Below are 24,640 nucleotides of genomic sequence, written 5' to 3'. Positions count from 1 at the left end.
CTACAACATGAAGCCGATTTGGATCGTAGATGATGACCAGTCCATCCGCTTCGTGCTGGAGAAGGCACTGCTGCGTGAGCACCTTCCCACCCGCAGCTTTTCCAATCCACGCGATGTATTGACGGCGCTGAGCACCGCCGCAGACGATGAAGGCCCGCAAATCCTGGTGAGCGACATCCGCATGCCCGGAGGCTCCGGTCTGGACCTGCTCGAAAAAGTCAAAGCCAAGCACCCCGGCCTGCCCGTCATCATCATGACGGCCTTCTCAGACCTGGACAGCGCGGTCAGCGCCTTCCAGGGCGGTGCCTTTGAATACCTGCCCAAGCCTTTCGACCTGCCCAAGGCGGTGGAGCTGATCCGCCGCGCGGTGGAAGAAAGCCAGCGCGAAGAGGTGAGCGAAGAGCGCATGGCCGAGTCGCCCGAAATGCTGGGCCAGGCGCCTGCCATGCAGGACGTGTTTCGCGCCATCGGGCGCCTGAGCCAGAGCAATGTCACGGTGATGATCACCGGCGAATCCGGTTCCGGCAAAGAGCTGGTGGCCCGTGCGCTGCACAAGCATTCCCCGCGCGCCGATGGCCCGTTTGTGGCCATCAACACTGCAGCCATCCCCAAGGACCTGTTGGAGAGCGAACTCTTCGGCCATGAACGTGGTGCCTTCACCGGCGCGCAAACCATGCGCCGCGGCCGCTTTGAGCAGGCCGATGGCGGCACGCTGTTTCTGGACGAAATCGGCGACATGCCGTTTGAGTTGCAGACCCGTTTGTTGCGTGTTTTGAGCGACGGCCACTTTTACCGCGTGGGCGGGCACAGTGCCGTCAAATCGAATGTGCGCGTGATCGCGGCCACCCACCAGAACCTGGAGCAGCGCGTCAAGGACGGCGTGTTCCGCGAAGACTTGTTCCACCGCCTCAACGTGATTCGCCTGCGCCTGCCAGCCCTGCGCGAGCGCAAGGAAGACGTGGCCATGTTGACCCGCCACTTCCTGCAGCAAAGCGCCAAGCAACTCGGCGTGGAGCCCAAACGCATCTCCGACTTGGCCCTGGCCTGGCTGGAGGGCTTTGGCTTTCCGGGCAACGTGCGCCAGCTGGAAAACATCTGCCACTGGCTCACGGTGATGGCGCCTGCGCAAGTCATCGAGCGCAAAGACCTGCCGCCTGAGGTGAGCCAGGGGCGTGCCGAGTCCGGTGAGCCCTTGGTGGCCAAGCCGGTGCTCACGGCGGCGCCTGAAGCGCAGCTCAAAGACGTGCCGCTGGATAGCCCGGTGCATGCCCCGGCTACCGGCACGGAGTCTGAAGACCTCTCGCATGTGCTGGCCCGCGCCGCTGCGGCCCATGGTCCTCTGGAAGGCTGGGAGGCCGAGTTGGAGACTGAGGCCGTGGCCATGCTGGGTGCCGGCCACGCCGAGGTGTGGGACACCTTGACCCGTCGCTTTGAGTCGCGCCTGATTCTGGCGGCCTTGGCCAACACCAAGGGCCGCCGGATTGAAGCGGCGCACAAGCTGGGCATTGGCCGCAACACCATCACCCGCAAGATTCAGGAGCTGGGCTTGGAGTAGGTTTTATAAGCAAAAAGAACCGCTAGTGCACGTGGAATTTGCGCTAGCAGCTCCTGATTTGATAGCAAAAAAGCCGACGCATGCGTCGGCTTTTTTGCAGGCGAGGGGTCGTGCAGGTTGCCGGCTCAGGCCGCCGGGCTGATCTCCACCACCACCGGCGCGTGGTCGCTGGGGCGTTCGTTCTTGCGCGGGGTCTTGTCGATGGTGCAGGCTTTCACCAGCGGCTTGAGCGCGTTGCTCACCAGAATGTGGTCAATGCGCAGCCCGCGGTTGCGGCGAAAGCCCGCATCGCGGTAATCCCACCAGCTGTAAGACTTGGGCGGCTGCGTGAACAGGCGGTGGCTGTCGCTCAGACCCAGCGCAATCAGGGCGCGCAGGTGATAGCGCTCTTCCTCGGTGCAGTGGATGGTGCCTTCCAGGTTCACCGGGTCCCACACATCGTCCTCGTCAAAGGTGATGTTGTAGTCGCCCATGAGCACCAGATTCGGGTGCGCGGCGAGCTCGTCCTTCACCCAACGGCGCAGGGCGGTGAGCCACTCCATCTTGTATTCAAACTTGTCGCTGCCCGGCTCCTGCCCGTTGGGGAAGTAGGCGCCGATCACGCGCACCCCCGGTGCACCGGCAGGGGCGCCTTCCAGGGCCACGGTGCCGGTGATCACGCGGGACATGTCGTCGTCAAAACCGGGAATGTTTTTGATGACGTCGCTGGCAGGGGTGCGGGTGAGCAGGGCCACGCCGTTGTAGGTCTTCTGGCCGAACCACTGGGCGTGGTAGCCGATGGCCTCAAAGGCGTCGGCGGGGAACTTGTCGTCGGTGAGCTTGAGCTCTTGCAGGGCCAGCACATCTACCGGATTGGCGGCCAGCCAGTCCAGCACTTGGGGCAGGCGCACGCCTAAAGAGTTGACGTTCCAGGTGGCGAGTTTCATGGTCTTTTCCAAATAAAAACGGGCGCTAGCGCCCGTCTGATCTGCGCAAGCAGCTCCTAAATATGTAGCGCAGCCAGTGCGCCAACGACAACCCCCACGCCGCCCACGCCGAACATGGCCCACTCCAGCCACTTCTTCTTGGTCAGCAAGGCAATAGCGGCCAGGGCAATGGCGACCTGCAGCACGGTGGTGGCTTGCGCCCAGCGGTGGTGCTGGTGCATTTGCTCATCGCTCCGGTGGTCCCACTCGGTGGCCTCGGCTTCCAGGGCTTCGGCTTTGGTTTTGATCTCGGCCTTTTCGCCTTCGTAACGGTCGATCTTGGCCTGGTATTTGGCCTTGTCTTCGTCCTTGGCGGTCAGGTCGCGGGCCAACTCGGCGAGCGACTGCTTGGTGCTTTTGGCCTGAAAGAAATTCCACTGGTTCGAGGCCTCAGTCTTCTTCAAGGCCGCGTTGTTCTTGTAGAGGCCGGCATTGGCCTGCGTGGCGCCGCCCATGTAGGCAAAAATGGCGCCCACCGTGGCGATGATGGCTGTGAACATGGCGATCTGGTTGATCATGCCGCCGCCATGGCCTCCGTGCTCACCACCGTGGCCACCTTGCGTGGCGTGCTCCAACTCGTGGTCGTGGGGTCCGTGGACGTGAAAACCTCCGCCTGACATCTGCGTATCTCCTTAACTGCGTGTGTAGGTTACAAAACTGAATGGCAACCCGCTGGCTGCCACATGGCGCTCGCGGGCAGTCTCTTGCCACGCGTTGCCCAAAGTGGGGGCGAAGGCGTCGCCTTCAAAGTCTTTTTCAATCTCGGTGACCACGGCAGTCGTGGCCAGTGGCTCCGCCAGCGCGTAGAGCTGCGCGCCGCCAATCACCCAGACGTCGGCTGCCTGCTCACAAAGTTGTAGCGCCTCGCGCAAGTCAGACGAGCGCTGGGCGCCGGTTTCGCTCCAATCCTGCTGGCGGGTCACCACGATATTGGCGCGGCCGGGCAGGGGGCGGAACTTCGGCGGCAACGAGTCCCAGGTTTTGCGACCCATGATGACGGGGCAGCCCAGCGTGGTCCGCTTGAAGTGCGCCAAGTCCTCGGGCAAATGCCAGGGCAGCGTGCCGTTCACGCCAATCACGCCGTTGGCGGCGCGGGCGTAAATGAGGTGCAGGCGGGGCAACGCTACGGGAGTGCTCATCGTGCCTGCCATCACACCGCCACCGGTGCCTTGATGGCGGGGTGGCACTCGTAGCCCAGCACCTCAAAGTCTTCAAACTCGTAATCGAAGATGCTCTCGGGCTTGCGCTTGATGTGCAGCGTGGGGTAAGTCATAGGCGCGCGGCTCAGCTGCAGCTCCACCTGCTCGGTGTGGTTGCTGTAGATGTGGCAGTCGCCACCCGTCCAGATGAAGTCGCCCACGTCCAGGTCGCACTGCTGCGCCACCATGTGGGTGAGCAGGGCGTAGCTGGCAATGTTGAATGGCACGCCCAAAAAGATGTCGGCACTGCGCTGGTAGAGCTGGCAGCTCAATCGGCCCTTGCCGCCCGGCTCGGTGGCCGGCGCCACATAAAACTGGAAGAAGGCGTGGCAGGGCATGAGCGCCATCTTGTTCAGCTCCGCCACGTTCCAGGCGCTCACGATGATGCGGCGGCTGTCAGGGTTGCTTTTGAGCGTCTTGATGACGTCCGCAATCTGGTCGATATGGCCGCCGTCCGGCGTGGGCCAACTGCGCCACTGTACGCCGTACACCGGGCCCAGGTCACCGGTCTCAGGATTCGCCCACTCGTCCCAAATGCTCACGCCGCGCTCTTTGAGCCAGTTGTTGTTGGCAGAGCCGGTCAGGAACCACAGCAGCTCCTGGATGATGCTGCGCAGGTGCACTTTCTTGGTCGTGACCAGCGGAAAGCCTTCGTTCAGGTCGAAGCGCATCTGGTAACCGAACACGCTCTTGGTGCCGGTGCCGGTGCGGTCGGCTTTGAACACACCGGTGGTGTGCACATGGCGCATGAAGTCTTCGTACTGGCTGCGCACAGGGCGGAGTGGTGTGGTACTGGTCATAAGGGCAAGATTTTATGTAATGCGGTCCAGCGCGCTGGAGAGGGCCAGCAGCGCCACCAAAATAAGCACGACTACCGGCATCACCGCACCCAGCCCGGCCCAGGTGGCCAGCAGCCCGAAGCCTGCGGGAATGAGGGAGCCGCCGATATAGGCAAACGTCATTTGCCGGCCGATCACGGTGCGGGCCACGTCTTCCGGAAAGCGGCGCGCGGTCTCGTGCATCAGCGATGGAAACACCGGTGCGCAGCCCAGGCCCATGAGCACCAGCCCGACGCTGGCCGCACCGCCAAACACGGCCGGCAATGCAAACACCAAGGCACCCACCGTGGCCAACGCAATGCCCAGGCGCACCAGCCGGCGGTTGCCCAAGCGGTTGGCAATCAGGCCCACCGCAAAGCGTCCGGCGGTGATGGATCCGAAATACACCGACACCCAGATGCCCGCCTGCGCCTGCGTGAGGCCGCGGTCGGTGACCAAAATACTGGCCGCCCACAGGCCGGTGCCCATTTCAGCGGCCACATAAAACAAAAACAGCGTGGGCGCCAGCCACAGCGCCAGCGGGCGCACGGGCTTGAAGGGGGCTTCGCCATGGGCATCTTCACCTGCAGGTGGTTTGGAGTGTTCCTTGGCCCAGAGCGAGAGGGTGGCCCACAGCACTACGGCCAGCGTGAGCTGCATCAGACCGATGCTGCGCACACCCAGTGCCCAGCCGCCGCTGCTGGCCAGCGCCACGCCCATGATCAGCGGGCCGGTGGTGGCACCCACGCCCCAAAAGCCGTGCAGCCAGTTCATGTGGCGGGATGAATAGTGCGCCGCCACAAAGTGGTTCAGGCTCGCGTCCACCGCGCCTGCGCCCAGGCCCAACGGCACCCCCAGTGCGACCAGCCATCCGAACGAGGGCGCAACGGAAAAGCCCAACAGCGCCAGTGCTGTCATCAGGCAGCTGGTGGCCACCACCGCACCAGTGCCGATGCGCTTGGCAATGGCGCCGGCAAAGTAGCTCGCCGTGGCGGAGCAAATGGTCATGGTGATGGTGATGGCTCCCACCGCCGCCAGCGGCTGGCCCATGTCGGCGCGGATGGCCGGCCAGGCCACACCCAGAATGCCGTCCGGCAGGCCCAGGCTGATGAAGGACACGTAAACGATGCCCAGGAGAATGAGGTGCGCCACAGTGGGCTCCTGAATGCGGGGTGAGTGGATGGGGTGGTTGTGTGCCAAATGGGGCGCTAGCGCCCGTGGAGTATGCGCAAGCAGCTACTCGTTTGATAGCACCCGACCCGGGTTGAGCAGGTTGTGCGGGTCCAGCGCGCCCTTGATGGCGCGCATGGCGTTCAAGGCCACCGGCGATTTGTGGTGTGCCAGCTTCTCGCGCTTGAGGCTGCCAATGCCGTGCTCGGCAGAAATGGAGCCGTTGTAGCGGTCCACCACCTCGTAGACCAGCGTGTTGATCGGGCCTTCCTGGTCGCGCAAAAAGGCTTCGGCATCGGCGCCGTCCGGGGCCTGTACGTTGTAGTGCAGGTTGCCGTCGCCCAGATGGCCGTAATTCACCAAGCGCACGCCGGGGAAGTGCTGCTCCAGCAACGCATCCACTTCGGTCACAAAGGCCGGAATGCGCGACACGGCAATCGAGATGTCGTGCTTGATGTTCAGGCCCTCTTGCGCCTGCGCCAGCGGAATGCTCTCGCGGATGTGCCACAGCGCGCGGGCTTGGGCAATGTTTTCGGCCACCACGGCGTCGAGCACGTAGCCTTGCTCCAGGGCAGCTTCCAGCAGGCGCTCGAACTGCTCGCGGGCATGGCTCTCCGACTCGTGGTCGGAGTTTTCCAAAACGACGCAGTACGGCGACATGCCGCCGAACGGCACGTTCTGTTGCGGAAAGTGTTTGCGCACCAGGCTCAGGGCAAAGTCGCCCATCACCTCAAAACCGGTGAGGCCGGCGTTCAGGTGCTGGTGCGCCAGGCCCAGCAGTGCTACGGCCGCGTCCAGCGAGGGCACGGCGGCAAACGCAGTGAGCTGGGCGGCAGGCAGGGGGTACATGCGCAGCGTGGCCGCGGTGATCACGCCTAACGTGCCCTCTGAGCCAATGAACAGGTGGCGCAGGTCGTAGCCGGTGTTGTCTTTGCGCAGGCCGGTCAGGCCGCTCCAGACCTCGCCCTGCGCGGTCACCACCTCGAGGCCCAGGCACAGCTCACGGGTGTTGCCGTAGCGCACGACCTGGGTGCCGCCCGCGTTGGTGGCCAGGTTGCCGCCAATGGTGCAGCTGCCTTCGGCGGCCAGGCTCAGGGGGAACAAAAAGCCTTCTTTTTCGCACGCCTCTTGCAGCGTTTGCAGCACGCAGCCGGCTTCCACTGTCACGGTGAGGTTGGCCGCGTCGATGCTGCGGATGCGGTTCAGGCGCTGCAGGCTCAGCAGCACCTGGGTGCCCGACGCATCGGGAATGGAGCCCACCACCATGCCGGTGTTGCCGCCCTGTGGCACCAGGCTCGCGCCGGCGGCGGCACAGGCTTTCACCACAGCGGCAACCTCTTCGGTGGTGCCGGGGCGCACGACGGCCAGGGCACGGCCGCGCTCGCGTTTGCGCCAGTCTTGTTCATAGGCAGTCAGGTCGCCGTCGGTAAGCACGTGGGCGTCACCGACAAGGGTGCGCAGCGTGGCGCGCAGAGCTTCGATGTTCATCATGGGGCAGGGCGGGTGGTGGGTTCTTCGGGGTTGGCAGGCAGCGCCTTGGCATGCTTCAGGCGCAGGCGGATATGGAAGGTGCAGGCCACAAATAGCACGATGCACAGCAGCACTTCCAGCAGGGCCAGCCAGTTGCCGGGCGCCTTGTCGCTCCAGGCGCGGACCACACCTTCGGTGAAATACAGCCACACCATGAGGCTCAGCCAGCGGTAGGTGTACATGCGGCTTTTGAGCAGGCCGGCCAGCGGTATGCACAGGGGCAGCACCTTGAGCGCCAGCGAGCCGCTGCCGGTGGGTGCCAGCCACAGCTCCCACACCAGACCCAGAAGAATCAGCGCAATCAGGCTGACAACGGCGGCCCAGCGGGCGGCAACAACGGTGGGGGCAGGGGTGGCAGCGTGCACAGGCAAAAAACCGGTTGGGAAAGAGCTGCGTAGCTTAAGCCAAACCGCACACCTGCCGGACGGGCAAGGGCAAGGCGGGTGGGGCACTGTGGATATTCCCCTTGCCAAGCCTGCGTGGCGGGTTTACCGTGGGGCATGTCTCCTGTGAGACAAAGGGGGTTTTATGTTCTGGCAAAAAGTCGCTTACGGCTTGCTGGGAGGCTTGCTGAGCGTGTGCAGCTCCGGCGGGCAGGCTGAATGCACCCGCATGGTGGTGAGTGCCGACCCTGCCTACCCACCCTTGCACTGGTTCGATGGCGATACCCTGCAAGGCGCCAGCATCGACATCGCCAAACGCGTGCTCTCCGACCTCAAAATCGACTTTGAAATCCGCAGCGTGGGCCCCTTCCCCCGGGTGATGGCGCTGGCTGAGCGCGGTGAGGTGGACATGGTGGCCACCCTCAAAAAAACGCCTGAGCGCGAAGCCTTTTTGCTCTACCCCAAAACCGTGGCCCTGCAAAACCCGGTGGCGGTGTTCACCGCCAAGGATTTGCCCTTGGCCTACAAAGACAAGTCTGACCTGGTAGGCCTGCGCGGCGCCATGGCGCGCGGCAATGTGTTTGGCAACGGGGTGGACGAATACATCAAAGACAAGCTCAACGTGCAGGAGGTCAACCGGCCGGATGCCAGCTTCAGCCTGATGCTCATGGGCCGGGCCGACTACTTTATTACCGGCTACTACACCGGCATGGCGTTGATCTGGAAGCGGGGGGACGAAGATCGCTTTGTGGCCAAAGAGCCCTATCTGGTGGACACCCCCAACTACCTGGCACTGACCCGCCATGGCAAGTGCGCCGACAAGCTGGAGCAGATTGACGCACGGCTGGCCATGCTGAAAAAAGCCGGTGTGCTGGATGACATTGTGCGCACCAACATCCAGCGTTGGAAAAACCACCCGGTGATGGCTGAACGCTGAGCCGCGCCTGCAGGTGCCGGTGCGGCGGGCCTGAGGTGGCATGATTCGGGCATGCACGCCAAAAACCTGTTGACCTCCTGGTTGCGCGACCTCGCCAGTATCCCCTGGCGGGATGCGGCCATCACCCTGCGCGAGCGTTTTCGCGAAGACCGCCTGGGCCTCACCGCCAGCAGCCTGACCTTTACCACCACCATTGCGCTGGTGCCCCTGATTACCGTGGCTTTGGCGGTGTTTACCGCCTTCCCCATGTTTGCCAAGTTTCAGGACGTGTTGCAAAAGTGGCTCATCGAGAGCCTGGTGCCTGACAACATTGCCCGCCAGGTGCTGGGTTACCTGAACCAGTTTGCCGGCAAGGCCAGCCGCCTGGGGGTGGCCGGCCTCACCATTTTGTTGGGCACCGCGTTGGCATTGATCTTCACCATCGACCGCACGCTTAACAGCATCTGGCGAGTCAAGAAGCGCCGCCCGTTTGCGCAGCGGGTGCTCATCTACTGGGCCGCGGTGACCTTGGGGCCTTTGCTGCTGGGGGCTAGTTTGTCTATCACCTCGTATGCCGTTACCGCCTCCAAAGGCGTGGTGGGCGGTTTGCCCGGCGGGCTCACCCTGCTGCTCGACAGCTTGCAGTTTGTGCTGGTGGCAGCGGGCACGGCAGCCACGTTTCACTACGTGCCCAACACCTATGTGCGCTGGGGCCATGCGTGGATGGGGGGTTTGTTTGTCTCTGCCGGCATGGAACTGGCGCGCAAGGGGCTGGCGCTGTATTTGAGCAAGGTGCCGACCTACTCGGCGGTATACGGCGCATTTGCCACCGTGCCGATTTTGCTGATCTGGATCTACATCGCCTGGGTCATCGTCTTGTTGGGCGCGGCCCTCACCGCCTACCTGCCGAGCCTGCTGGCCGGCGTGCCGCGCCGCAAGTTGGGGCATGGCTGGCAGTTTCAGCTGGCGCTGGAGGTGCTGCAGATGCTGGACACCGCCAAAGACAGCGACGACCGCGGGCAGACCTTGTCGACCATGCGCCTGACCTTGCAGGTGGACTCGCAGCGGCTGGAGCCGGTGTTGCAGACCTTGCAGGAGCTGGACTGGGTCGGCCAGCTGCAAGAGTGCACCGGCCGGGACGGCCAGGCCCGCTACGTGTTGCTCGCCGACCTCGGCCAGACTGTGCTGGAGCCGCTGATGCAGCGCCTGCTGCTGACCCCCGAGCCGTTCACTGCAAATTTATGGAAAATCGGCCGCTGGCGCACAACCACTGTGCGCGAGGCGCTACAAAAAGAGTAGCGAATTGTGATGGTGTTTTATAGCAATTTTTGCATGCATGCTTGCCGCTTTGTTGTTAGAAAAAGCAGTTGAGTCAGATAAGACGACGTCAAGAAATATGCATGAGAAGAATTTACCGATGAGCTGATTTAAAGTAATTATTTTACTCGTTGCATCATTTTTTTACATATTGCGACAGATAGAAATTAGACGAATCAGCGACTCTGTGTTATCAAAATAATAGGTGTCTCATATCGCCAAGCAATACCCATTACTCAGCTAAGGCGGTTTGGAAATGGTGTGTGCACTTATATTTCTCGTTCATTTTAAAATTATTAAAGTAATTTTTGCTTAATTGTTGATTGAGTGATTAATATTGTTTCTAATGAGGGTGGTTGCGTTGACTTTGAAAAATAATGCTATGAAATATCGTCCCGATATCGATGGCTTAAGAGCTATTGCCGTCTCTTTGGTTGTCGTATTTCATGCTGCTCCAGATTTTTTGAGGGGCGGATTTGTTGGCGTTGATGTGTTTTTTGTTATATCTGGCTATTTAATAACTTCGATAATTCATGCTGAGCTGAGCGCAGGAGCCTTTTCTCTTGTTGGATTTTATTCAAAAAGAATATTGAGAATATATCCGGCGCTGATATTGGTTTTAATAGTTTGCTTGGTGTTGGGCTACTTCGTGTTGCTCTCTAGGGAATACGCGTCATTGGGAAAGCATGTGGCGGCGGGTGCTGCTTATGTTTCAAATTTTGTTTTGATGAAGGAGTCTGGGTATTTTGATACCCAAGCAGTCAATAAGCCCTTATTGCATCTTTGGTCTTTGGCAATCGAAGAGCAATTTTACTTGATATGGCCAACGGTCTTAATGATGGCGATGGCTAAAAAAGGCCGCCTCTTGATCATATTAACTTTGATTGCATTGGTTTCCTTTTGTTTGTGTGTTGGATACACAGCAAGACTTCCTGATGTGGTTTTTTATACATCGCTAACGCGCTCATGGGAGCTTCTTATTGGGGCGGGTTTGGTATTGGCTAATCCGCAATCATTGCAGTTGGCATCAAAATGGATCTTTGAAAAAATTGGTGCCCCCATTTTAAGCACACAGGTTTATTCTCAACTTCTCTCCTTTGCTGGTTTCGCGGCGATTTGTTTTTCTTCAATATACTTCGATCACACTGATAGATTTCCGTACTGGCGCGCACTCGTGCCCTGTATTGGTGCAGCTTTGATTATTGCATCAGGCCCCTTTGTATTCGTTAATAGGTTTCTAGCAAGTAAGCCTTTGGTTTTTATAGGCCTAGTCAGCTATCCATTGTATTTGTGGCATTGGCCGGTGCTGTTTTATGTTAGGGCTTTAACAAATAATCGGGATTCCTTCTTTTCCATAACTTTTGCGCTTCTTGTTTCCGTTGTGGCGGCGATTGCGACATATGGACTCGTAGAGATCAAGGTTAGAAGATCGTCTGCAAAAAAGACTTTATCTCTCGCACTTTTTGGAGCCTTGGTTTTTGTTGGGTTACTAGGGTTTGCTGTATACCAAAAAGAGGGTTTTCCCACCCGGTATCCCCAGCAAGAGCAGCAGGCACGCAACGTTGATTCATTTACTTGGAATGAGGAAGGATACAACTCTAGCGCTGGTTGTATAGTAAAACTTGGCGAAAAATTCAAACAATATTGCAATTTAATGAATTTGGACTTGCCACCTACCGCTGTCCTTATCGGAGATAGTACGGCAAACCATTTTTATTATGGATTGTCAGTTGCATTAAGTGAAAAAGGAGGGGCCGATAACTTATTGCAAATTGGAAAAGGTGGCTGTCCTCCATTGATCGGTGTTGAAGCAGTTAGAAAAGAAGGGGGCCTTCATTGCAATGAATCTACTAGTGATATGTTAGATTACATTAGCGATCATCTGAGCATCGACACAGTTATTCTTACAATGACTGGTGCAACTTATATGGCTGAAACCTTCTCTGCGGTGAAGCGCGGAGACTCTTATCAACGATTGCGATCAATCGATGATCCTTTAATTAATGATCCTGGTTTGATTCTTGAGGCGGGATTGCGCCTGACACTTTCTAAGCTCTTAAGTATGAATAGGCACGTGATTGTGTTAATGAGCGCGCCGGCGTTGACTTTCAACCCCTCTGAGTGCCTATCAATACGACCGTATGCATTAATGGGGCCGAAAAGAGAGTCTTGCGATATAAGCCAAGAAGATATAGCTGATTTGAATGGTGTCTATCGTACTTTGATTGCAAAAATATCTCGTGATTTTCCTGGCGTGGAAATATGGGATCCTTATGATTTTGTTTGCAATACAAGTACTTGTAATTCTGTTGTAGACGGTGTTCCTCTGTATAGGGATAGTCTGCATTTGAGTATATATGGATCTCATTATTTGGGGAGGAAATTGCTGCAAAAATACTCCTTGAGGTGATGGGGTGGATTGATTTTAAATAGATGGTTTGGATTTTGTGGTTGTTTTTATTTTGGTTTTGGTTGTGAGTGGAATGTTCGGTTTTTATTGATGTCTGGCGTATTCAATAAAATTGGTTTTGTTAAATTGGTTGTGCGACCATGTTTGCTGGGTAAGCACTTACGACCAATTCGGGGTGTTTCAATGAATAAGGGGTTGGCATGGGGGCTCCGGTGTCAATGTAGCCGCCATGCTCTACCGCGCCGGCCGGGCCGGCAAGAGAGCACGCCCTAAGGCTTGCCTAAAAACTGTCGCACGGCCGACAGGGTTTCCTCGGGCGCCTCGGTCATCTGGTGGTGGCCCACCTCAATCCGCGCGACCTCTGTGCGTACGCCTGCGGCTTTGCCTGCTTGCACCAGCGTCTGTGCGGCTTTGGGCGATGTCATCTGGTCCTGATCGCCCAGTACAAACAGCACCGGGCACTGCACTTGGGCCATGGCCGCCTCGCCATTGGCATAGCTGTCGCACGCCTTGAAGCCGCGGTGGAACACGTTGATCGCCGTGTTGCTCGCCAGCACCCGCCGACCCAGTGCCATGCTGGCGCCGTACACCCAGGTGCCCGGGCCCAGCGCTGAGGGCGGTGCAGCCAGCGTGCTGCGAGAAAACACGTTGATCATGGTGAGCGCCTTCATCGGCTCATGGAGTGAAGTCTCCAGCAGGGCGGGGGACACTTTCATGGGGTAGGCGGTACCCACCAGAACCAGGTGGGTCGCGCGGGTGTTCAACCGGCTGGCGGCCTCCAGCGCAATCAGCGAGCCCCAGCTGTGGCCCACCAAAGCGGCGTTGTCTATGCCCGCGGCATCCAGCAGGGCCACGATGAAGGCGGCGGCTTGTTCCACAGTTTCCGGCGCCTCGCCGCCACTGCGGCAGTGGCCGGGCAGGTCCACGGCCAGCACGTTGTAGCCATGGTGGGCGAGGTAGCGGCTTTGCAAAATCCAGACGCTGTGGTCATTGAGCACACCGTGGATAAAGACTACCGTGGGTTTGGCCGCATCGAAGGGTTTGCCGCCGGTGTAGCAGTAGGTGTTGGCGCCGTTGACGAGTAGTTGCATGGTCAGGCTCCCGCTTTCTCGGCCGCTTTGAGCGCGCGTTTGAGGTCGTCAATCAAGTCGTCCGCGTCCTCGAGTCCGATGGACAGGCGGATGGTGCCCTGCGTGATGCCGCCCGCCACCAACGCCTCATCGCCCATGCGGAAGTGGGTGGTGCTGGCCGGGTGAATGACCAGGCTGCGGCAGTCGCCCACATTGGCGAGGTGGCTGAAGACCTTGAGGGTTTCGATGAACTTTTTGCCTTGCTCGCGGTTGCCCTTGAGGTCGAAGCTGAATACCGAGCCTGCGCCTTTGGGCAACAGCTTTTGCGCCAGTTGGTGGCTGGGGTGGCTCTCCAGCAGCGGGTGGCCCACGCGGCTCACAAAGGGCTGGCTGGCCAGGAACTGCACCACCTTTTCGGTGTTGCTGATGTGGCGGGCCATGCGCAGGCTCAGGGTCTCTATGCCTTGCAGAATGAGCCAGGCGCTGTGCGGGCTCATGCAAGCGCCGAAGTCGCGCAGGCCTTCGCGCCGGGCGCGCAGCAAAAAGGCGCCCACGGTGCTTTCCTCGCTGAAGTTCATGTGGTGAAAGCCCTCGTAGGGCGCGGCCAGCTCAGCGAATTTGCCGCTTGCTTCGAATGCGCGCGCCCAGTCAAAACTGCCACCGTCCACCACCACGCCACCAATCACCGTGCCATGCCCGCTCAAAAATTTGGTGGCCGAGTGGTAAACCAGATCGGCGCCTTGGCTCAAGGGCTGCACCAGCCACGGCGAGGTGAGGGTGGAGTCCACCAGCAGCGGCACACCGGCTTCATGCGCAATCTGCGCAATGGTGGGGGTGTCCAGCACATCCAGGCCGGGGTTGCCTACGGTTTCCCCGAAAAACAGGCGTGTGTTGGGCCGCACGGCGGCGCGCCAGGCATCCACATCGCCGGGCTTCACAAAGGTGGTTTCAATGCCGAAGCGGGACAAGGTGTAGTGCAGCAGGTTGTGCGAGCCGCCATACAAGGCGCTGGACGACACGATGTGCCCGCCCGCACCCATGAGGGTGGCAATGGCCAGGTGCAGAGCGGCTTGGCCGCTGGCGGTGGTGATGGCGCCTATGCCGCCCTCCAGCGCGGCCACCCGCTGCTCCAGCACCGCGTTGGTGGGGTTGCTGATGCGGCTGTACACATGGCCTGCGCGCTCCAGGTTGAAGAGGGACTGCGCGTGCTCGCTGGACTCGAACACAAACGATGTGCTCAGGTGGATGGGCACGGCGCGTGCGCCGGTGGTGGGGTCCGGTGCGGCACCTGCGTGGAGCGCGAGGGTGTCGAAGCCGGGGTCTGCGTAACCAGCCATAGGTGTCTCCAGTGATGAAACCTTGATGAAACCGCGATGAAACCCGCGCATTGTGGGCTATATTTGCCGTACAAATTCAACCCAGTGTCACGAGGAAGTCTCCATGAAAGTCAGCGATATCCTGCGCGTAAAAGGCGGAACGCTTTACACGACCACGCCAGAAGATACGCTGGCCGATGCCGCCCAGCTGATGGCGGAGAAAGACATCGGTTCGCTGGTCGTCATTTCGCATGGCTTGGTGGTGGGCATGCTGACTTTCCGCGAAGTGATTCAGGCGGTCGTCAAAAACGGTGGCAGTTTCGGCACCACCAGCGTGTACCGCGCCATGGACCCCGGCCCGCTGACCTGCACCCTGGAAACTGAAATGGATGAAGTGCGCCGCATGATGCTGGAGCGCCATGCCCGTTACATGCCGGTCATCGACAACCGCATGCTGCAAGGCGTGATCAGCTTCTATGACGTGGCCCGCGCCGTGGTGGACAGCCAGAACTTCGAAAACAAGATGCTCAAGGCCTACATCCGCGACTGGCCTGAAGGCGAAGACGCCAAGCCTGAAGCTGAAAATACCTGAGAGCTCGCCGCCGGGCCGCCCCAAGGCGAGCTAGCCCCCTCGGGGGGCAGCGACCCGCGCAGCGGCGGAGCGTGGGGGCAATGCTTTAGCCTTCGCTGGCGTGAATCATCTCCCGCACCCGCGGGTAGATTTGCTGGTTCCACTTGCGACCACTGAACACACCATAGTGCCCCACACCGGTCTGCACATGGTGTGTTTTCATGTAGGGGCGGATGCCGCTGCACAGGTCTTGCGCCGCCACGGTTTGTCCCACAGCACAGATGTCGTCCCGTTCGCCCTCCACCGTCATCAAGGCGGTGCGGCGGATGGCAGCCGGGTTCACCAGCCTGCCGCGGTAGCTGAGCTTGCCCAGCGGTAAGTCGTAGGTCTGGAAGACTTTCTCTACGGTTTCCAGATAGAACTCAGCTGGCAAGTCATTCACCGCCAGGTACTCGTCGTAAAACACACGGATCACGTTGGCCTTTTCCACATCGCCATTCACCAGGTGCTGGTACAGGTCTTTGAACGATTGCTTGTGTCGCTCCGGATTCATGCTTAAAAAAGCGCTGAGCTGCACAAAGCCCGGGTACACGCGGCGCATATAGCCCTTGTGGGGCAGGGGCACGTGGCTGATGAGGTTTTTCTCGAACCAGTCAATGGGCTTGCTGATCGCCAGCTTGTTCACCTCGGTGGGGTTCACCCGGCAGTCCACCGGGCCGGCCATCAGCGTGAGGCTGCGGGGTTGCGCCGGGTCGTCGTCCTCGGCCATCAGGGCAGTGGCCGCCAGCGCCGCCACGCAGGGTTGGCACACCGCCACCAGATGGGCGCCGGGGCCAATCGTTTGGGTGAAGCGGATCATGTGGTCGATGTAATCGTCCAGCCCGAACGGGCCGTGGCGCAGCGATACATCGCGTGCGTTGTGCCAGTCGGTGATGTAGACATCGTGGTGCTGTAGCAGGGTGCGGGCGGTTTCACGCAGCAGGGTGGCAAAGTGGCCCGACAAAGGGGCCACCAGCAGCACTTTGGGCTGGGGTTCCGCCAGAGCCGCAGTTTTGCGGAAGTGCAGCAGGCTGCCAAAGGGCAAGCTCAACACCGTTTCTTCTTCAATCGGGTAGACCTCGTCGTCCACTTTGATCGAGTGGATGCCGTAGTCAGGTCGTGAATGGGTCATGCGCATGCGGGAGATCACCTCCATGCCCGCAGACATTTTGCGCAGCCAACTGCCCTCGGTCTGGTTCATCCACAGCATGGCGCTCATGCTTTGTGCCATCAGGCGCAGGGGCGAGCTCAGATCGGTTTGGTTCTGGTAGGCCTGGTACAGCATGGGAGTCCTGTCTTGGTGCGGCATGAGCCTGGTGCTTGACCCTAGGCAATTTGTGGGCCAAGCCCGCCTCGTGGGTGCAATCCGGCGCTTGGCACAACCCTTGCACTGAAGCAGCTTCCCGCACCACCTTGAAAGCACCGTCATGGCCAAAGCAGTACTCACCATCAGCAGCAAAAACTACGGTGCCTGGGCACTGCGCGGCTGGTTGATGACCAAGCTGGCCGGGCTGGAGTTTTCAGAGCACGTGATTTCCGCTGACGATCCAGCCATGCGGGCCGAGATGCTGTTGCTCTCCAGCAGCATGCTGGTGCCCTCCCTGCTGCACAACGGCGTGACGGTGTGGGACACCCTGGCCATCGGCGAATACCTGAACGAAGTCAAGCCCAAGGCGGGGCTGTTGCCGGCCGACATCAAGGCGCGAGCGCACTGTCGCGCAGTCAGCGGCGAAATGCACTCCGCCTTTGCGTCCATGCGCGGTACTTTGCCTATGAACATCAAGGCGCACTTTCCTCACTTCAAGGTGTGGTCGCGCGCGCAGGCTGACATTGACCGGGTGCTCGCTATTTGGCAAGACTGTCTGGAGACGTATGGCGGTCCGTTCTTGTTTGGCAAGCAGCCGTGCATAGCTGATGCCATGTATGCGCCGGTTGTGACGCGCTTCATGACCTATGACGTTCAGCTCAGCCCTGCAGCTGCGGCGTATTGCCAGCAGATGATGGCCTTGCCTGCCATGCAAGAGTGGGTGAGTGCCGCCAAGTCAGAGCCTGACGAAATCGACGAGTTGGACGCGGAGTTTTAGGCCCCCACGCTCCACCGCTGCGCGGGTCGCTGCCCCCCAAGGGGGCTAATTTCGCTTGGGGTGGCCCGGCGCGGAATTGCGGCCCCACGCCCCGTAGCCTCAGGCTGCTTTTTGCTCCGGCCACGGAGTCGGCTCAGGGATTTCGCAGACCGGCTCTACGTCCACCGACTTGAAGTCTGCCGGTGAGACGATTTCCAGGTATTCCATGTCGGGAGAGTAGTCGAACAGGTAGTGGCGGATGCCGGGGCGCTGGTGAACCACATCGCCGGCCTGCACCAGGGTCTCCTTGTCCTCGTACATGAAACGCGCCCAGCCTTTGGTCATGATGACGATCTGAAAATCCGCCTCATGCCGGTGCCAGCCGGTGCCTTTTTCTGGTGCCATATTGGCTTTGACCAGGTGTGCAATCACCTTTCCGTGCGTGGCGTCGGCAATGCCGAGGTCTTTGTACAAAAAGAAATCGCGCAGCCCCCCGGACACAAATTGCGTGTCCTCAGGTTTGACATGGGAAAACTTGGTCGCAGTGCGGTCTAGCATGGCTCACTCCTGGTTCAAAAAGCGGTGAAACACTGAAATGGTGCGCTGCAGCACGATGCATAAACTGTTCCAACCCGGTTACCGGGTCCGGCAGTCGCGTCGGGGATAATCGGGGCACTATGAGCGGCAATACCTTCGGACATACATTCACAGTCACCAACTTCGGTGAATCCCACGGCCCGGCCATCGGCTGCATCATTGATGGTTGCCCCCCGGGCATGGAGTTGTCCGAGGCGGACATCCAGATCGACCTGGACCGCCGCCGCCCCGGCACCAGCCGCCATGTGACGCAGCGCAACGAGCCGGATGCGGTGCAGATTCTCAGTGGCGTCTACCAGGGCAAAACCACGGGCACCCCGATTGCGCTGCTCATCCAGAACACCGACCAGCGCAGCAAGGACTACGGCAACATCCTCGACACCTTCCGCCCCGGCCATGCGGACTACGCCTACTTCCAGAAATACGGTATCCGTGACCCGCGCGGCGGTGGCCGATCCAGCGCGCGCCTCACCGCGCCCATGGTGGCGGCCGGTGCGGTAGCCAAAAAGTGGCTCAAGGAAAAATACGGCACCGAGTTCCGTGGCTGCATGACCCAAGTGGGTGAGTTGCCTATCGCTTTCGAGTCGTGGGACCACGTGCCCAACAACCCTTTCTTCGCCCCGGTTGCCGATGTGCATGCCCTTGAAGACTATATGGACGCGTTGCGCAAAGCTGGCGACTCCTGCGGTGCCCGCATCCGCGTCACCGCCAGCAATGTGCCGGTAGGTTTGGGTGAGCCTTTGTTCGACAAGATGGACGCCGACATCGGCTACGCCATGATGGGCATCAACGCCGTCAAGGGCGTGGAAATCGGCGCCGGCTTTGCCAGCGTGGCCCAACGCGGAACCACCCATGGCGACTCCCTGACTCCTGAAGGCTTTGCCACGAATAACGCCGGTGGCGTGCTCGGCGGCATCACTACCGGGCAAGACCTGGAGGTGAGCATCGCCATCAAACCGACCAGCTCCATCATCACACCGCGTGCCTCGATTGACTCGCAAGGCAACCCCACCGAGGTGGTGACCAAGGGCCGCCACGATCCGTGTGTGGGCATCCGCGCCACGCCGATTGCCGAGGCCATGCTGGCCCTGGTGGTGATGGATCATGCGCTGCGCCACCGTGCCCAGTGTGGTGATGTGGTGCCCAGCCTGACGCCGATTCCAGGCAGTCTGTGAGCCAGGCCTTGCCGCCTGCCGCATTGCCCGGCGTGCTGCAGGTGCTGCCGTTTGCCGTTTTAACGGCGGTCTACTGCGCCCATGGCGCCTTGTTCAACCCCTACCTGCCCCTGTGGCTCAAGAGCTTGGGGCTGGATGTAGTGCTCATCAGTGTACTGTGCTCGGTGCAGGCAGCGACCCGCATGTTTGCGCCCTATGCCTGGGGCGCCCTGAGCGACCGCACCGGTGAGCGCGCCAAGCTGATGCGCTGGGGCGCGGTGCTGGCCTTGCTGGCATCGGGCGGTTTGTGGTTCCAGGGTGGGGCGGTTTGGCTGGGTGTGGTGTTGTTGCTGATTTATGTGCAGACCAGCGGCATGATGCCCATGACCGAAGCGGCGGTGGCCCATGTGGTGACCCATAACGGCGTGTTCAGCACCAAGCTGTACGGCCGGGTGCGCCTTTGGGGCTCGCTGGGTTTCATGCTGGCCGTGATGGCCGCAGGGGCCTGGTACGAGCATGTGGGCATGGGCAGTTTTCCGCTCATCGTGACACTCAGCCTGCTGGCGCTGGTGGTGTCTGCCTTCCAAATGCCGGATGTCAAAGAGGCTCACGCAGCAAGTGTCCAGCCTGCCATGCCCATGGCGCCGGTGCTGGCCCAACCGGTGGTGCGCTGGTTTTTCGCTTCGGTGTTTTTTCACATCCTCTCGCACATGGGGATTTACAGCTTTTTTTCGCTGTATATGGATTCGCTGGGCTATTCCAAAACCATGATCGGTGTGCTCTGGGCGGTATCGGTCACGGTGGAGATCGGCTGGTTCTTCACCCAGAGCCGCTGGATGCCGCGCTTGAGTCTCAGTGCCTGGCTTGTGTTGTGCGCCGGGGTGATGGCCTTGCGCATGGGAGTCACCGCCTCCTTGGCGTCGATGTTGTGGCTCTTGATGCTGATGCAGGCGCTGCACGCGCTCACCTTTGCCGCCCACCACAGTGCCTGTATTGCGCTGGTGTCGCACCATTTTCCCGGCCGCTTGCGGGGGCGCGGGCAGGCGCTGTACATCATCGTGGGCTATGGCGTGCCCGGCGTGGTGGGTGGTTTGGTCGGGGGGCAGCTCAGTTCCCGCTGGGGGCTGGCCAGTGTGTTCTGGGCCACATCGGCCATGGCTGTGTGCGCGCTCTTGTGTGCGGTAAAGGTGTGGCGGCTCAACCACCGGCCGCTTACAGGGTCTTGAGGGGCTGCAGGGGCGTGAGGAATTGCTGTACCGAGGCCTCAAACACCTCCATCGGTAGTGGTCGGCTGAAGAGGTAGCCCTGGTAGGCATGGCAGCCGTGGCGGGCCAGATACTGCATCTGCTCGATGGTTTCCACCCCCTCGGCAATCACGCTCAAGCCCAGGCTGTTGGCCAGGGCCACGATCATGTTGGCAATGGCGGCATCGTTCGGGTCTACCAGTACATCACGCACAAAGCTTTGGTCGATTTTCAGCACATCCAGGGGCAGGCGCTTGAGGTAGGTGAGCGATGAGTAGCCGGTGCCGAAATCGTCCATGGCAAAGCCCACGCCGTGGTGCTGCAGCTCTTCCATACGCACGATCACATCGTCCATGTTGGCGATCAGCATGCTCTCGGTAATTTCCAGCTTGAGCCGGTAGGGTTGGGCACCGGTGCGGTCCAGCGCGTCCATGACCGACTCCACAAAGTCCGGCTGGTGGAACTGCTTGGCACTCACGTTGACCGCAATCGTCATCTGCTCAAAGCCCGGAGTGCGGGCCCAGCGCGCCAGCTGGCGGCAGGCGGCCTCCAGCACCCACTGGCCCAGTGGCACGATGATGCCGCAATCCTCTGCCACGCTGATGAACTCGCCGGGGGCAATCACCCCTCGCACCGGGTGGCGCCAGCGCAGCAGGGCTTCGGCTCCGGTGACGCGGGCGTCTTCGGTGACTTGGGGTTGCAAGTACAACTCGAATTGGTTTTCCTCCAGCCCGGTGCGCAGGGCCGATTCCAGTTCGGCCCGGTGGGTTACGGCGGCCTGGGTTTTGGGGTCAAAAAAGCGCAAGGTGTTGCGGCCTGCTGCCTTGGATTGGTACATGGCGAGATCGGCGCGCTTGAGTGGCTCGTCCATGGACTCGGTGCGGTCTCCAAACAGCGTGATGCCGATGCTGGGTGTGCTCTTGCGGATCAACTCTCCCAGTGCGTAGGGCTGGTTCAGGGTGGTGAGAATTTTTTGTGCAATTACGCCGGCATGGCGCGCGGCATCGTCCGCGTGGGTACTGAGGCCTTCGAGCATCACCACAAACTCATCGCCACCCAGGCGGGCGACCGTGTCGGCATCGCGCACGCAGGATTGCAGGCGCTGCGCGACCTGTTGCAGCAGCAGGTCGCCCTGGTGGTGGCCCAGCGTGTCGTTGAGGGTTTTGAAATCGTCCAGGTCGACAAACAGCAGGGCGCCTAGGTGGCGGTGGCGCTGGGCGGCGTCCATGGCCGCTTCGAGCCGGCTGGTGAGCATGCGCCGGTTGGGCAACTGGGTGAGCGCGTCAAAAAACACCAGTGTTTTGATCTCGTTCTCGGCGGCTTTGCGCGCGCTGAAGTCCGAGAGGTTGGCCACGTAGTGGGTGATGTCGCCATGCTCTGAGCGCACTGCGGTCACGGTGGTCCATGCGGGGTAGTTTTCGCCGTTCTTGCGCTTGTCCCACACCTCGCCTTGCCAGCTGCCGTGGGTTTGGATGCTGGCGTTCATGGCCTCGTAAAAGTCTTCTCCGTGCACCCCGGAGCCCATGAGTTCGCGGGGTTGCCGGCCTATGGCTTCTTCTGCGGTGTAACCGGTGACGCGGCTGAAAGCGGTGTTCACTTGCAGAATGTGCCAATCCGCGTCGGTGACAAACATCACGTCGTTGGACTCAAATGCGGTGGCCGCAATGCGCAGTGCGTCGCGCGAGTGCAGCAGTTCGGTTTGCCGCTGTTGCAGCGTGTCCAGCATGGCATTGAAGTCCCGGGCCAGGCGTGCGGCTTCATCGCTGCCTTGTATGTCTACCCGGCGGTCTGCATCGCCTGCGCGCACCGCGTCTGCCACCCGGCTGATGGCGCTCAGGCGCCGGGTGAAATACAAGCCCGTGAGCGATGCGAACAGGGCAATCAGCAACACACCGGTCAGCATGAACCAGAGGCTGCTGCTGATCAGTCGCTCAATTTGCTGGTTGAGTTGCGTGCGCCCCATGCCGATGCGCACCCAGCCCAGGTGCTGCGCATCCAGCCGCACCGGGCTGGCTACATCGAGCAAGGTGCTGGCGTTTTGTAGCAGCGCCGCTTGCGGGGTGGCCGGCAGGTCATGTAGGTACTGCCCGATCCGGCTGGCATCCGAGTGGGCCAGCACCTGGCCCTGGCGGTCCAGCACCATGGCGTAGCGCACGTCGGGGAAGCCCGCCGCGTTGTGGATGATTTCCTGCAAGCCCGCCAGGTCGCGGGCTGCCACCCATACGCTGGCCGACACCGCCATGCTGTTGGCCAGTGCCAGGGCTTGCTCGGTTTGCTGGGTGCTGACCTCGTGGTGCTGGCGTAAGGCCAGATCCCACACCAGCACCGTGAGGATGATGGCAACCACCACGGCCATACCCGCCATGAGCTGGCGGCGAAGGCTGCTGAGGAAGAGGTTGCGCAGGGTGTGGAACATCAGTTCAGCTTCAGTTGCACCGGCCGCACGGTTTTCTCAAAGTGGGCCAGGTAGCGTTGCACCACGTCGTAGCTTTTGTCATCAGCGGGGAAGAATGCCTCGGTTTCCATCATCCCAAGGATATGCGGGCCGTCTGCCGTGTTTTTTAGTCCCAGTAGCAGGAGCTGCACCTGCCGCTGGATGGCCGGTGGCACGTCCTGGCGCACCATGACCGAGTTGTTGATGAGTGGCGGTGTCTCCCAGAGCACCTGCAGCTGCGCCGCTTCGGCAGGGTAGTCCTTCTGGAACATGCGCCAGGGCGGCGGCCAGGTGGCTGCCGCTGCCGAGTGCCCCATGTAGGTGTTGAGGATGGATGACTCGTGCGAACCCACGTAGCGGTTGGTGATGTCGTGTTGCACATCCAGCCCGTGGGTGTACAAAAAGTACTGCGGCATGATGGCCCCCGCCAGCGCGGTGGGCGAGGGGTAGCTCACCACCTTGCCCTTGAGGCTCTCCGGCTGTTTCAGCAGGCTGTCTTTGCGGACAATAAAAATGCCCTTGAAGTCCTGCGGATTGCCGGCCATGGCAATCACGCGGTAGCCGGTTTTCTGGGCCAGCAAGGTCTGCACCGGGTTGGGCAGCAGAAAGGCCGGGCCGCTCTCGCGCACTTTGTCTTCGAAGGCCGCGTAATCGCGGGAGGCCTCAATCTCCATGCGTGCACCATTGAGGTGGGCATTGAGGTAGTCCATCAGCGGCTGGTAGGCCTGAATCAGTTTGTGCGGGTTGTAGAGCGGGTGGATGGCCATGCGGTACACGGTGGTGCCCGAGGTTTGAGGCTGATCGGTGTATTCCAGCGCGCGCTCGGGCTGGCCGGGAGAGCAACCGCCCAGCAGGCATGCACACGCCATCAGCAGCATCAACCGGGCCCGCAGGAATTGCATGTTGACTCCATCTTTCATGGCACTGTAGCAGTGGCGGCAGCACCTCAATTGACAAGGATCAAGAGTGCATCAGTCGCAATGCCAGGCCGGCGTCTGAAAGGCATGGGCCAGAAAGTCCACCATCGCCCGCACTTTGCCCGGCAATTGTTTGCGGCTGGGGTACACCGCATGGATGCCCAGGGTCGGTCCCTGCAAATGGGGCAACACCTGCACCAGTCGGCCCAGCCGGATGTCTTCGCCCACCAGAAAGCCGGGTTGAAAGATCAGGCCCTGGTCCGCCAGTGCCGCGGCGCGGCAGGTGTCGCCGCTGTTGGCGCGCAGGCGGGGGCGGGTGGTCACGCTGTGCTTCTTGCCGTGAGCGTCTTGCAGGGTCCATACGTCACCCCCGGACCACCACGAGTACGCCGCCACGCTGCAGGCGGCAACGTCGCCCAACTGCGCCAGCGGCCCGGTGTGCTGGAGATAGGCCGGCGAGGCGCACAGCAAAATCCGGTCTTGCGCGAGCTGGCGGGAGACCAGCGTGGAGCTCGCTTGCAGGCCGATGCGCACGGCCATGTCGAAGCCTTCCTCCACGAGGTCCACCACCCGGTCGGTGAGGCTGATGTCCAGCTCCACCTGCGGGTGCAGTTTGAGGAATTCACCCCACAGCGGCGCCAGGTGCAGGTTGCCAAAGGTGAGCGGCGCGTTGATCTTGAGCCTGCCTTTGACTACGCCGGTGCCCGCGCTGGCGGCGGTGTTGGCGTCTTCCACATCTTCCAGAATCTGTTTGCAGCGCTCCACATAGTCGGCCCCCGCATCGGTGAGGGAGATACGGCGGGTGGTGCGGTGGAGCAAGCGGGTGGAGAGCGACTCTTCCAGTTCCAGCACCAGGCGGGACACCACTGCCTTGGAGGTGTCCAGCCGCTCGGCCGCCTGCACAAAACTGCCGGCTTGCACCACGGCCACAAAGGCCTGCATCTGGCGTAACTGGTCCATGCCGCGACAGCG

General features: G+C 60.7%; 22 protein-coding genes. 8 read left to right on the top strand and 14 right to left on the bottom strand.

All coding sequences use genetic code 11. The annotated features are described in order from the left end of the window. The first annotated feature begins 7 nt into the window (after positions 1–7). The gene (gene ntrC, locus FDM28_RS14400) at positions 8–1,555 is read left to right on the top strand and encodes a nitrogen regulation protein NR(I) (protein WP_138516222.1); all 1,548 of its coding nucleotides are present in this window, start codon (positions 8–10) and stop codon (positions 1,553–1,555) included. A gap of 125 nt (positions 1,556–1,680) precedes the next feature. Here ntrC and FDM28_RS14395 read toward each other — a convergent pair whose 3' ends face one another. The 7 genes from FDM28_RS14395 to FDM28_RS14365 all read right to left on the bottom strand — a co-directional run bounded on the left by FDM28_RS14395 (position 1,681) and on the right by FDM28_RS14365 (position 7,608). Next, positions 1,681–2,481 carry an exodeoxyribonuclease III gene (locus FDM28_RS14395; RefSeq protein WP_138516220.1) on the bottom strand — a complete coding sequence of 267 codons (801 nt, stop codon included), beginning with the start codon at positions 2,479–2,481 and terminating at the stop codon, positions 1,681–1,683. A gap of 56 nt (positions 2,482–2,537) precedes the next feature. After that, complete coding sequence (locus FDM28_RS14390) at positions 2,538–3,038, bottom strand: DUF4337 domain-containing protein (RefSeq protein ID WP_240792016.1); 501 nt, start codon at positions 3,036–3,038, stop codon at positions 2,538–2,540. Positions 3,039–3,152: 114 nt separating this feature from the next. Continuing rightward, on the bottom strand, positions 3,153–3,659 hold the full coding sequence (locus FDM28_RS14385) for a dihydrofolate reductase (protein ID WP_138516216.1): 507 nt from the start codon (positions 3,657–3,659) through the stop codon (positions 3,153–3,155). Positions 3,660–3,670: 11 nt separating this feature from the next. Further along, positions 3,671–4,519 (bottom strand): thymidylate synthase, encoded by an 849-nt coding sequence (locus FDM28_RS14380; protein WP_138516214.1) that lies wholly within the window; start codon positions 4,517–4,519, stop codon positions 3,671–3,673. Between the two features lie 12 nt (positions 4,520–4,531). Then, positions 4,532–5,689, bottom strand: a complete 1,158-nt coding sequence (locus tag FDM28_RS14375; protein WP_170211773.1) for an MFS transporter — start codon at positions 5,687–5,689, stop codon at positions 4,532–4,534. Between the two features lie 84 nt (positions 5,690–5,773). Further along, complete coding sequence (locus FDM28_RS14370; protein ID WP_240792015.1) at positions 5,774–7,198, bottom strand: FAD-binding oxidoreductase; 1,425 nt, start codon at positions 7,196–7,198, stop codon at positions 5,774–5,776. Beyond that, positions 7,195–7,608, bottom strand: a complete 414-nt coding sequence (locus FDM28_RS14365) for a DUF2069 domain-containing protein (RefSeq protein WP_138516210.1) — start codon at positions 7,606–7,608, stop codon at positions 7,195–7,197. The genes FDM28_RS14370 and FDM28_RS14365 overlap by 4 nt, the downstream gene beginning before the upstream one ends. A 157-nt stretch (positions 7,609–7,765) precedes the next feature. Between FDM28_RS14365 and FDM28_RS14360 the strand changes: the two genes are divergently transcribed. The 3 genes from FDM28_RS14360 (at position 7,766) to FDM28_RS14350 (ending at position 12,263) form a co-directional block, all read left to right on the top strand. After that, positions 7,766–8,557: a substrate-binding periplasmic protein gene (locus FDM28_RS14360; RefSeq protein WP_138516208.1), complete on the top strand. Its 792-nt coding sequence runs from the start codon at positions 7,766–7,768 to the stop codon at positions 8,555–8,557. Between the two features lie 51 nt (positions 8,558–8,608). Further along, positions 8,609–9,835 carry a YihY family inner membrane protein gene (locus FDM28_RS14355; RefSeq protein ID WP_138516206.1) on the top strand — a complete coding sequence of 409 codons (1,227 nt, stop codon included), beginning with the start codon at positions 8,609–8,611 and terminating at the stop codon, positions 9,833–9,835. A gap of 400 nt (positions 9,836–10,235) precedes the next feature. Then, on the top strand, positions 10,236–12,263 hold the full coding sequence (locus FDM28_RS14350; RefSeq protein WP_170211771.1) for an acyltransferase family protein: 2,028 nt from the start codon (positions 10,236–10,238) through the stop codon (positions 12,261–12,263). Positions 12,264–12,532: 269 nt separating this feature from the next. Here FDM28_RS14350 and FDM28_RS14345 read toward each other — a convergent pair whose 3' ends face one another. After that, the gene (locus tag FDM28_RS14345; RefSeq protein WP_138516202.1) at positions 12,533–13,354 is read right to left on the bottom strand and encodes an alpha/beta fold hydrolase; all 822 of its coding nucleotides are present in this window, start codon (positions 13,352–13,354) and stop codon (positions 12,533–12,535) included. Positions 13,355–13,356: 2 nt separating this feature from the next. Further along, positions 13,357–14,670: an O-acetylhomoserine aminocarboxypropyltransferase gene (locus tag FDM28_RS14340; protein ID WP_138516200.1), complete on the bottom strand. Its 1,314-nt coding sequence runs from the start codon at positions 14,668–14,670 to the stop codon at positions 13,357–13,359. 103 nt (positions 14,671–14,773) lie between these two features. On the opposite strand from FDM28_RS14340, the gene FDM28_RS14335 reads away from it, so the two are divergent. Next, the gene (locus FDM28_RS14335) at positions 14,774–15,241 is read left to right on the top strand and encodes a CBS domain-containing protein (RefSeq protein WP_138516198.1); all 468 of its coding nucleotides are present in this window, start codon (positions 14,774–14,776) and stop codon (positions 15,239–15,241) included. Between the two features lie 85 nt (positions 15,242–15,326). On the opposite strand, the gene FDM28_RS14325 is transcribed toward FDM28_RS14335, so the two are convergent. Beyond that, a complete protein-coding gene (locus FDM28_RS14325) occupies positions 15,327–16,544 on the bottom strand; it encodes a polyhydroxyalkanoate depolymerase (RefSeq protein WP_138516354.1) in 1,218 nt (405 codons plus the stop codon). Positions 16,545–16,686: 142 nt separating this feature from the next. On the opposite strand from FDM28_RS14325, the gene FDM28_RS14320 reads away from it, so the two are divergent. Further along, a complete protein-coding gene (locus FDM28_RS14320; RefSeq protein WP_138516194.1) occupies positions 16,687–17,343 on the top strand; it encodes a glutathione S-transferase in 657 nt (218 codons plus the stop codon). Positions 17,344–17,442: 99 nt separating this feature from the next. Here the strand turns inward: FDM28_RS14320 and FDM28_RS14315 are convergent, their stop codons facing one another. After that, positions 17,443–17,880: a cupin domain-containing protein gene (locus FDM28_RS14315; RefSeq protein WP_138516193.1), complete on the bottom strand. Its 438-nt coding sequence runs from the start codon at positions 17,878–17,880 to the stop codon at positions 17,443–17,445. A gap of 119 nt (positions 17,881–17,999) precedes the next feature. Here FDM28_RS14315 and aroC point away from each other — a divergent pair, with 119 nt between their 5' ends. Then, positions 18,000–19,094 (top strand): chorismate synthase, encoded by a 1,095-nt coding sequence (gene aroC, locus FDM28_RS14310; protein WP_138516191.1) that lies wholly within the window; start codon positions 18,000–18,002, stop codon positions 19,092–19,094. After that, entirely contained in the window at positions 19,091–20,299 is a 1,209-nt protein-coding gene (locus FDM28_RS14305) for an MFS transporter (RefSeq protein ID WP_240792014.1), read from the top strand. Before aroC ends, FDM28_RS14305 begins: the two co-directional genes overlap by 4 nt. On the opposite strand, the gene FDM28_RS14300 is transcribed toward FDM28_RS14305, so the two are convergent. The 3 genes from FDM28_RS14300 to FDM28_RS14290 form a co-directional block, all read right to left on the bottom strand. Further along, the gene (locus tag FDM28_RS14300) at positions 20,286–22,733 is read right to left on the bottom strand and encodes an EAL domain-containing protein (protein ID WP_138516189.1); all 2,448 of its coding nucleotides are present in this window, start codon (positions 22,731–22,733) and stop codon (positions 20,286–20,288) included. The genes FDM28_RS14305 and FDM28_RS14300 overlap by 14 nt on opposite strands. Next, positions 22,733–23,653, bottom strand: a complete 921-nt coding sequence (locus FDM28_RS14295; RefSeq protein ID WP_206021974.1) for a phosphate/phosphite/phosphonate ABC transporter substrate-binding protein — start codon at positions 23,651–23,653, stop codon at positions 22,733–22,735. Before FDM28_RS14295 ends, FDM28_RS14300 begins: the two co-directional genes overlap by 1 nt. Before the next feature lie 69 nt (positions 23,654–23,722). Then, on the bottom strand, positions 23,723–24,628 hold the full coding sequence (locus FDM28_RS14290) for a LysR family transcriptional regulator (RefSeq protein ID WP_138516187.1): 906 nt from the start codon (positions 24,626–24,628) through the stop codon (positions 23,723–23,725). Between the last annotated feature and the right edge of the window lie 12 nt (positions 24,629–24,640).

The organism is Rhodoferax bucti, assembly GCF_005876985.1.
Lineage (GTDB): Bacteria > Pseudomonadota > Gammaproteobacteria > Burkholderiales > Burkholderiaceae_C > Allorhodoferax > Allorhodoferax bucti.
The sequence above is the reverse complement of the archived record's forward strand: the minus strand, read 5'-3'. Positions and strand labels throughout refer to the sequence as shown.

Excerpts from the sequence above, each read along its gene's own strand:
- aroC (WP_138516191.1), top strand. The coding sequence starts at position 18,000 with ATGAGCGGCAATACCTTCGGACATACATTCACAGTCACCAACTTCGGT.
- FDM28_RS14315 (WP_138516193.1), bottom strand. The coding sequence starts at position 17,880 with ATGCTAGACCGCACTGCGACCAAGTTTTCCCATGTCAAACCTGAGGAC.
- FDM28_RS14380 (WP_138516214.1), bottom strand. The coding sequence starts at position 4,519 with ATGACCAGTACCACACCACTCCGCCCTGTGCGCAGCCAGTACGAAGAC.
- FDM28_RS14395 (WP_138516220.1), bottom strand. The coding sequence starts at position 2,481 with ATGAAACTCGCCACCTGGAACGTCAACTCTTTAGGCGTGCGCCTGCCC.
- FDM28_RS14370 (WP_240792015.1), bottom strand. The coding sequence starts at position 7,198 with ATGATGAACATCGAAGCTCTGCGCGCCACGCTGCGCACCCTTGTCGGT.
- FDM28_RS14360 (WP_138516208.1), top strand. The coding sequence starts at position 7,766 with ATGTTCTGGCAAAAAGTCGCTTACGGCTTGCTGGGAGGCTTGCTGAGC.
- FDM28_RS14290 (WP_138516187.1), bottom strand. The coding sequence starts at position 24,628 with ATGGACCAGTTACGCCAGATGCAGGCCTTTGTGGCCGTGGTGCAAGCC.
- FDM28_RS14355 (WP_138516206.1), top strand. The coding sequence starts at position 8,609 with ATGCACGCCAAAAACCTGTTGACCTCCTGGTTGCGCGACCTCGCCAGT.
- FDM28_RS14350 (WP_170211771.1), top strand. The coding sequence starts at position 10,236 with ATGAAATATCGTCCCGATATCGATGGCTTAAGAGCTATTGCCGTCTCT.
- FDM28_RS14390 (WP_240792016.1), bottom strand. The coding sequence starts at position 3,038 with ATGATCAACCAGATCGCCATGTTCACAGCCATCATCGCCACGGTGGGC.
- FDM28_RS14385 (WP_138516216.1), bottom strand. The coding sequence starts at position 3,659 with ATGAGCACTCCCGTAGCGTTGCCCCGCCTGCACCTCATTTACGCCCGC.
- FDM28_RS14325 (WP_138516354.1), bottom strand. The coding sequence starts at position 16,544 with ATGCTGTACCAGGCCTACCAGAACCAAACCGATCTGAGCTCGCCCCTG.
- ntrC (WP_138516222.1), top strand. The coding sequence starts at position 8 with ATGAAGCCGATTTGGATCGTAGATGATGACCAGTCCATCCGCTTCGTG.
- FDM28_RS14295 (WP_206021974.1), bottom strand. The coding sequence starts at position 23,653 with ATGCAATTCCTGCGGGCCCGGTTGATGCTGCTGATGGCGTGTGCATGC.
- FDM28_RS14300 (WP_138516189.1), bottom strand. The coding sequence starts at position 22,733 with ATGTTCCACACCCTGCGCAACCTCTTCCTCAGCAGCCTTCGCCGCCAG.
- FDM28_RS14335 (WP_138516198.1), top strand. The coding sequence starts at position 14,774 with ATGAAAGTCAGCGATATCCTGCGCGTAAAAGGCGGAACGCTTTACACG.
- FDM28_RS14345 (WP_138516202.1), bottom strand. The coding sequence starts at position 13,354 with ATGCAACTACTCGTCAACGGCGCCAACACCTACTGCTACACCGGCGGC.
- FDM28_RS14340 (WP_138516200.1), bottom strand. The coding sequence starts at position 14,670 with ATGGCTGGTTACGCAGACCCCGGCTTCGACACCCTCGCGCTCCACGCA.
- FDM28_RS14320 (WP_138516194.1), top strand. The coding sequence starts at position 16,687 with ATGGCCAAAGCAGTACTCACCATCAGCAGCAAAAACTACGGTGCCTGG.